The organism is Nonomuraea sp. NPDC004354 (genome assembly GCF_053602555.1).
Map to the genome: position 1 here is coordinate 128,966 of NZ_JBSGDV010000022.1, position 7,203 is coordinate 136,168.

Sequence of the window (7,203 nt, forward strand, 5' to 3'; positions counted from 1 at the left end):
GCGGGGACCGCTGAGCAGGGAGGCGGCGGCGCGCCCGCCGCCTCCCTACGACTACCTGGGGAGCCGGAGAAATCACCGGCATCTCCCCGGCGATCCACCGGAACGCTTCCCGGCGATCCGGTGGAAGGCCTGCGTCTACATGGGGATCCAGAGGAACACCAGCATCGCGATCGCCAGGCAGGCAAGGAAGCCGATCAGCTCCCACGCCCAGTCGTGGTGGCGGCGCCGCTTGCGCTTCTTCTTGCTCGCGGCCTGCTTCGGCGCGGGCCGCTTCGGCTTGCCACCCGCCGGCTTGCGCGAGTCCTTCGCCGACTGCTCGGCGGCGGCCTTCTTCGCGGCACCGGCCTGCTTCGGCGCGGGCTTTCCGAGGGCGTTCGCGCTCCGCCCGGCCACCGCGTCCTTGAGGACACCGGCGGCCCGCGCCGCCACCGACCCCTGCGGATCGCCGGAGGTCTGGGCCGACCCCTTCCGATCACCGGAGGGCCGCGCCGTCGCGATGCCCGCCGGGCCACTGACGGCCTGCCCGGTCCGGACGTCTACCGGGCCATCGAGGGGCTGTCCGGTCCGGGTGTCTGCCAGGCCGCCGACGGCCTGTCCCGCCCGGGCGTCCGCCGGGTCACCGAGGGTCTTCCCGATCCCGCCCTCTACCGGGCCACCGACGGCCTGCCCGATCCGGGTGTCTGCCGGGCCGTCGACGGTCTGCCCGATCCCGCTCTCTACCGGGCCGCCGACGGCGTGCCCGATCCGGGTGTCTGCCGGGCCGTCGACGGTCTGCCCGGTCCCGGTGTCTGCCGGGACACCGACGGGCCGCCCGGTCGCGAGGCTTTCCTGGGTGCCGGTGGTCGGCGCGGGTGCGGGGATCTCCCCTGGGGCGGGAGGCAGCACGTAGACCGGCTCCTTCGCCGGCCTGCGCGGCACGAACAGGCTCGCCGGCTCCTCCCTCGGCTCGCCCTTGTGCACCAGCAGGTCGGCGAGCGCCGCGCGGTCGCGGGCGCGCATGGGCAGGTCCACCGGATCGTCGGCGGGCGCCACGGGAGGCGGCGCCGCCGCCCACGCGTCGTCGAGGATGTCGCCGCCGACCAGCGGAGCGGGACGCGCGGCCCCGGCGGACGGACCGAACGTCGCGGACGTGCCGGGCGTCCCGGCGACGTCGGGCCTGCGGGAGGTGCCGGGCGTGCCGAAGGCGGTGGGCCTCGGGGTGGTGGAGGGCTTGCCGGGCCTGCTGAAGGCGTCCCAGGCCGCCGGAGCGTCGAGCACGTCGGCGGGGGTGGGCGCCTGCAGCGCGGGCGGGCGCGCGGTCAGGGTGTCGCGCAGCTTCGGCATCGGCGCCGTCGCCGCCTCGTGGGTCGCGATCTTGGCCGGGTCCGGCGGGGTGAGCAGCTCGGTCGGGAACAGCCCCGTGTTCGTCGCCGGATCGGTCTCGCTGAGCGGTACCGGCCAGACGGGGGCCGTCGGCCACATCGGCTTGACGAACAAGGAGCCCGCCACGGGCGCCGGAGCCGGGGCGGACGCGGCGGGGCGCGGGCCCAGCAGGCGCGTCCTGAGCGCCTCGGGCGGCGGGCGCCACGGCAGGCGGCCGAGCACGTCGCGAAGGGGCGACACGCCCAGCGCGCCGTACACCTCGGCGACCGGCTGGTCGGGGCCAGGCCCCGCGGCGGTCAGCGCGGACGTCAGTGACTGGCGGAAGCGGAGGGCGGCGTTCTGGATCAGCTCGACCGCGGTGTCCTTGGCCACGTCGAGCACCCAGGCCAGTTCGTCGTCGGTGAGCCCGATGACGACGGACAGCATGAGCACTTCGCGCTGGTGCGGGCGCAGGTCGCGCAGGACGCGCTCGACGAGCGCGGTGGCGGGGTCGACGAGGGGATCGATGACGGGAGGCGCGTAGACGATGTCGCGGCGGTAGATCTCCCGCCGCGCGAGCGCGTACAGCGCGGCACGCGGCGGCTCCACGGAAGGCACGCTGGACAGGACGGCTTCCAGCGCGTCGGAGGCGGAGCCCGGGTCACCGAGCTGGTCCGCGCAGTAGGCGAACAGCCCGGCGGCGTGACGGTCGTAGAGCTCGGCGACCAGATCCTCGCGAGATCGCTGATCGGTGAGCGGGTGGGTCACGGGGCCGTATTCCTCTGTAAGAAGAGTGGACGCTGGGGATGAGGGGGCGGCGTCGGAGCGTTGCAGGCAATCATGCCGGTTGCCGAGGCGGAATGCACCCTTGGATGCCCATTTAGTCATCGCCTGAAGCGGTTCACGTCGGGGCCAACGGGACACAGGAGTATCGCCCGCCGTAGTCTGTCGAGCAGAGATCATGGGGCGGGCCGCGGCCCCGCCGGTCGAGCGAGAGGTCGCGCATGATCACCTTTGACTCCGTCACCAAGCGTTACCCCGACGGTTTCGTGGCCGTGGACAACCTGTCCATGGAGGCTGAAACCGGGCAGATCACCGTCCTGGTCGGCCCCTCGGGATGTGGCAAGACCACGACACTGCGAATGATCAACAGGATGATCGACGCCAGCGAGGGGCGGATCCTGCTCGACGGCGCCGACGTCAAGGAGATCGATCCCCCGACGCTGCGGCGCGGCATCGGCTACGTCATCCAGCAGGCGGGGCTGTTCCCGCACCGCAAGATCGTCGACAACGTCGCGACCGTGCCGTACCTGCTGGGCTGGGACCGGAAGAAGGCCCGCGATCGGGCCATGGAGCTGCTGGAGCGGGTCGGGCTCGATCCCAAGATGGCCCAGCGCTACCCCTTCCAGCTCTCCGGCGGCCAGCAGCAGCGCGTCGGCGTGGCCCGCGCCCTGGCCGCCGACCCGCCCGTGCTGCTCATGGACGAGCCGTTCAGCGCGGTCGACCCCATCGTGCGCACCTCGCTGCAGGACGAGCTGCTCAGGCTGCAGTCGGAGCTCAACAAGACGATCGTGTTCGTCACCCACGACATCGACGAGGCGATCAAGCTCGGCGACCGGGTGGCCGTGCTGCGCGTCGGGGGCAGGCTCGCCCAGTTCGCCGACCCCAAGACGTTGCTGTCGGAGCCCGCCGACGACTTCGTGCGCGAGTTCCTCGGCAAGGACCGCGGCATCAGGCGGCTGTCGTTCGTCTCCAGCGAGCACCTGCGGCTGCGTACGGACCTGATCGTCCCCGCCTCCTCGCCGGACACGGCCGCCGCGCCCGGCGCCTGGCTCATGGCCGTCTCCGAGGACGGCAGGCCGGTGGGCTGGGTGGGCCGCGACGAGCCGTTCGGCACCTACGTCCACGGCAAGGACTCCATGCGGGCGGCGCTCGACGCGGCCCTGTTGTCCCCGTCGGGGCAGGCGGTGGCGGTCGACCCGGAGGGCAGGGCCGTGGGCATCGCGACCCGGCAGGCGCTCGACGAGGCGCTGGGGGAGGCCGCCGATGGATGACGAGCAGCCGCTGTTCAAATGGAGCTGGGTCGAGAGCAACTGGAACTCCGACTCGCCGAACAGCATCGTCAACCTGCTCCAGGCGCACATCGTGATGTCGATGGCGCCCGTCGTGCTCGGGCTGCTCCTCGCGCTGCCGCTCGGTCTGGCGTGCGTGCGCTGGCGCTACCTCTACCAGCCCACGGCGGCCGTCATGAACGTGATCTACGCCCTGCCGTCGCTGCCGCTGTTCATGCTGCTGATCCCCCAGACGGGCCTCACCCAGCTCACCGTGATCATCCCGCTCACCTTCTACGCCCTGGCCGTCCTGGTCCCGGCCGTGGTCGACGGCATGGGATCGGTGCCCGACCACGTCAGGCAGTCGGCGGTGGCCATGGGCTTCACGCCCCTGCGCCGCCTGGTCCTGGTCGAGCTGCCGATCGCGGTGCCCGTCGTGCTGGCCGGGCTGCGCGTCGTCACGGTCTCCAGCATCAGCCTGGTCAGCGTCGGCGCGCTCATCGGGCAGGGCGGGCTCGGCAACCTGTTCACCGACGCCTTCCAGCGCGACTTCTACACCCCCGCCATCGCGGGCATCGTGCTCATCGTGCTGCTGGCCCTGGTCGGCGACGGCATCGTGCTGGCCGCGCAGCGCCTGCTGACCCCCTGGGTGCGGGCCAGGAGGGCGTCATGAACTGGATCATCGACTTCTTCACCGACCCCGCCAACTGGTCGGGGCCCGACGCCATCCCCGCCCGGCTCCTGCAGCACCTCGGCTTCTCCGTGGCCGCGCTGGCCCTCGCCGCGCTCATCGGGATCCCGCTCGGGCTGCTGATCGGCCATACCGGGCGCGGCTCGGTGGTCGTGGTCGTCAGCGCGAACCTGGCCAGGGCGCTGCCCACGCTCGGCCTCCTGGTGCTGATCGTCCTGCTGCTCGGCACCGCCGGCATCTGGCCGGTGCTGATCCCGCTGGTGGCGCTGGCCGTACCACCGATCCTGGTCAACACCTTCGAGGGCGTCAGGGGAGTCGACCCCGACCTGCGCGACGCCGCCTACGGGATGGGGCTGCGCGGGCCGCAGGTGCTGTTCGGGGTGCTCGTGCCGGTCGCGCTGCCGCTGATCATGCTGGGGCTCAGGCTGGCGGCCGTCCAGGTGGTGGCGACGGCGGCGGTGGCCGCCTACGTCGGCCTGGGCGGGCTCGGACGTTACATCATCGACGGATTGGCGACACAGGACTACGAGAGTGTCGTCGGCGGTTCTGTACTGATCGTCGGCTTCGCTCTCGCGGTCCAGGGGCTGTTCACGCTCGTGCAGCGGCTCACGGTGTCCCCGGGGGTGAGCCGGCGACTGCGGGTTCGATAATCTCTCCAATACCCCCCGTTTAGAAGGGAATTACGCATGAGGCGCATATTCGGCACCGCGGCGGTGCTGCTGTCGGCGATGCTCACCCTGTCCGCCTGCGGTGGCGGCGGCAGCGGGAGCAACCCGCTGAACACCACCACCAGTGCCGCCCCGACCGGGTCCGCGCCCGCGACCGGCGGGGGAACGGCGGTCGTAGGCTCGTTCAACTTCCCCGAGAGCGTGCTGCTGGGCAGCATCTACGCCCAGGCGCTCAAGGCCAAGGGTGTCAACGTCACGGAGAAACCGAACATCGGCAGCCGCGAGGTCGTCTACAGCCAGGTCCAGAGCGGCGGGCTCACCGTCCTGCCCGAGTACAACGGCGCGCTGCTGTTCTTCGTCGACCCCAAGTCGACGGCCGCCTCGACGGACCAGGTCAACAGCGAGCTCAAGAGCAAGCTGCCGGCCGAGCTCGAGATCATCGACTCCTCGCCGGCGCAGGACAACGACTCGCTGACGGTCACCAAGGCGACGGCCGAGCAGTACAAGCTGACCAGCATCGAAGACCTCGCCAAGGTCTCCAAGAACATGACGGTCGGCGGGCCGCCGGAGTTCAAGAAGCGCCGCGAGCAGCAGTTCAAGGACGTGTACGGCCTGGAGTTCAAGGAGTGGAAGCCCACGGGCGACACGACGGCCGACGCGATCAAGGACGGCACCGTGCAGGCGGGCAACGTCTTCACGACCGACCCGAAGATCATCATCAATGACATGGTGTCGCTGCAGGACCCCAAGAACGTCTTCAGCGCCCAGAACGTGACGCCGCTGCTCAACAAGGCCGCGGCGACCGACACGATCAAGACCACGCTCAACGCGGTGTCGGCCAAGCTGACCACCGAGAACCTGACGCAGATGATGCAGAAGATCTCGGTGGACAAGGACGACCCGGCGACGGTGGCCAAGGAGTGGCTGTCCTCCAACGGCCTCCTGTAGCGCGCGCCGGCGACGACGCCCGCCCCCGGTGAACGGCACGGCCCTCACCGGGGGCGCTTCGCGTGTGGGGGTTCCCCCCTCGCCGGACGCGATGAACGGGCCGACCGGGCGAGTGCCCGGGTGCGCCCGGCGGAAACTCGATGGACGAGGCGACCCAGGCGATGCAATAGTCCCGCCGTGACCGCGACCACCGCCTCCTCCGTACCCGTCTCCCTGGCCGGCGGCCTCGTCCTGCGGCAGGCACAGCCCGCGGACCTGGACCAGATCGGCGCGCTTCTCGCCGAACGCGGTGAACCGGCCGACGCCCTCGACCACCGGCTGGTCGTCCAAGACCCCGACGCCGGCTGGTCCGCCTGCGCCGTGGTCGTCGACGGCGACCGGGTCGTCTCCACCGCGACGCTCCTCGACGAAGACGTCCGCATCGGCGGCATCCACCTGCCGGCCGGCCAGATCGAGCTGGTCGCCACCGACCGCGAGTACGAGGGGCGGGGGCTCGTGCGGGCGCTGGTGCGATGGGCCCACGACCGCTCCGCCGCCCGCGGCCACGTCATCCAGGTGATGATCGGGATCCCGTACTTCTACCGGCTGTTCGGCTACGAGTACGCCATCGACATCCCGCAGGCGCCGGCCGTACGCACCCCCCCGCCCGGGGAGGCGACGCCCGTGCTCCGGGCCGCCCGGCCGTCCGACGTCCCCGCCATGGCGGCCCTGCAGGAGGCGGCCCAGAACCGGTTCGACGTGGCCATGCCGCACTCGGCGGCCCGTTGGCGGTGGCTGCTGGCCCACGAGGCGAGCACCCTCCGGGTCCTCGAACGCGCCGGCACCGTCGTCGCCGCCGGACGTACCACGCCCCCCGGCGACGAGGTGCTGCTGGCCGAGGCCGCCGCGGTCGACGAGGCGGCGGCACGGGACCTGCTCCGCGGCGTCGCCGCCCTGACACCCGGCAGCCGGCTGAACGTCGTCCATCGGGCCGGCACCGTGACCGCCGCCGCCTGGCAGGAGTTCCTCGACCACGAACCACGCAAGCGGGCCGAGCAGTACTACGTCCGCGTGCCGGACGCCGCGGCGCTGCTCGACCGGCTGCGGCCGCTGCTCCGGCAGCGTCTCACCGCGGCCGGGATCGATCGCGCCGGCCGCGACATCGTCATCTCCACCTTCGGCGCCCACTACCGGATCCCGGTCCACGCCGAGGGCCTCGGCGAGGTCGTCACCGGCGGTCCGATGCAGGGGCCCGGAACGGTGGGAGGCCTCGGCGTGGCGCCCGACCACCTGGCCGCCCTGCTGTTCGGCCCCCACGGTTACGAAGGGCTGTCCCGGATCAGGTCCGATGTCTACACCGGGGAGGAGGAGCTGTTCCAGGCGCTCTTCCCGCCGCTCACCGCCGATCTGCTCACCTACTACCTGCCGTACTAGGAGCTGTTTCCTGGATCACGTGCGGAGCCAGATGACCAAGGCTGCGACCGTGACGGTTCCCAGGAACATGTAGGCGCGTTTGTCGTAGCGG

General features: G+C 71.8%; 6 protein-coding genes. 5 read left to right on the forward strand and 1 reads right to left on the reverse strand.

Translation table 11 applies throughout. The annotated features are described in order from the left end of the window. Positions 1–135: 135 nt before the first annotated feature. Positions 136–2,109 carry a hypothetical protein gene (locus ACWENQ_RS39460; RefSeq protein ID WP_452418828.1) on the reverse strand — a complete coding sequence of 658 codons (1,974 nt, stop codon included), beginning with the start codon at positions 2,107–2,109 and terminating at the stop codon, positions 136–138. Between the two features lie 236 nt (positions 2,110–2,345). Here ACWENQ_RS39460 and ACWENQ_RS39465 point away from each other — a divergent pair, with 236 nt between their 5' ends. The 5 genes from ACWENQ_RS39465 to ACWENQ_RS39485 all read left to right on the forward strand — a co-directional run bounded on the left by ACWENQ_RS39465 (position 2,346) and on the right by ACWENQ_RS39485 (position 7,112). Continuing rightward, positions 2,346–3,395: an ABC transporter ATP-binding protein gene (locus ACWENQ_RS39465; RefSeq protein WP_449928487.1), complete on the forward strand. Its 1,050-nt coding sequence runs from the start codon at positions 2,346–2,348 to the stop codon at positions 3,393–3,395. Continuing rightward, positions 3,388–4,065, forward strand: a complete 678-nt coding sequence (locus ACWENQ_RS39470) for an ABC transporter permease (protein ID WP_354909892.1) — start codon at positions 3,388–3,390, stop codon at positions 4,063–4,065. The genes ACWENQ_RS39465 and ACWENQ_RS39470 overlap by 8 nt, the downstream gene beginning before the upstream one ends. Beyond that, positions 4,062–4,733, forward strand: a complete 672-nt coding sequence (locus tag ACWENQ_RS39475; RefSeq protein ID WP_452418829.1) for an ABC transporter permease — start codon at positions 4,062–4,064, stop codon at positions 4,731–4,733. Before ACWENQ_RS39470 ends, ACWENQ_RS39475 begins: the two co-directional genes overlap by 4 nt. 36 nt (positions 4,734–4,769) lie before the next feature. Next, positions 4,770–5,699: an ABC transporter substrate-binding protein gene (locus ACWENQ_RS39480; RefSeq protein WP_452418832.1), complete on the forward strand. Its 930-nt coding sequence runs from the start codon at positions 4,770–4,772 to the stop codon at positions 5,697–5,699. A 177-nt stretch (positions 5,700–5,876) separates the two neighbouring features. Beyond that, positions 5,877–7,112, forward strand: coding sequence for a GNAT family N-acetyltransferase (locus ACWENQ_RS39485; RefSeq protein WP_452418834.1), 1,236 nt, complete (start codon positions 5,877–5,879; stop codon positions 7,110–7,112). Positions 7,113–7,203 lie beyond the last annotated feature (91 nt).

What these genes read in the sequence shown, in the direction of transcription:
- ACWENQ_RS39465 (WP_449928487.1), top strand. Translation starts at nt 2,346, where the DNA reads ATGATCACCTTTGACTCCGTCACCAAGCGTTACCCCGACGGTTTCGTG.
- ACWENQ_RS39470 (WP_354909892.1), top strand. Translation starts at nt 3,388, where the DNA reads ATGGATGACGAGCAGCCGCTGTTCAAATGGAGCTGGGTCGAGAGCAAC.
- ACWENQ_RS39475 (WP_452418829.1), top strand. Translation starts at nt 4,062, where the DNA reads ATGAACTGGATCATCGACTTCTTCACCGACCCCGCCAACTGGTCGGGG.
- ACWENQ_RS39480 (WP_452418832.1), top strand. Translation starts at nt 4,770, where the DNA reads ATGAGGCGCATATTCGGCACCGCGGCGGTGCTGCTGTCGGCGATGCTC.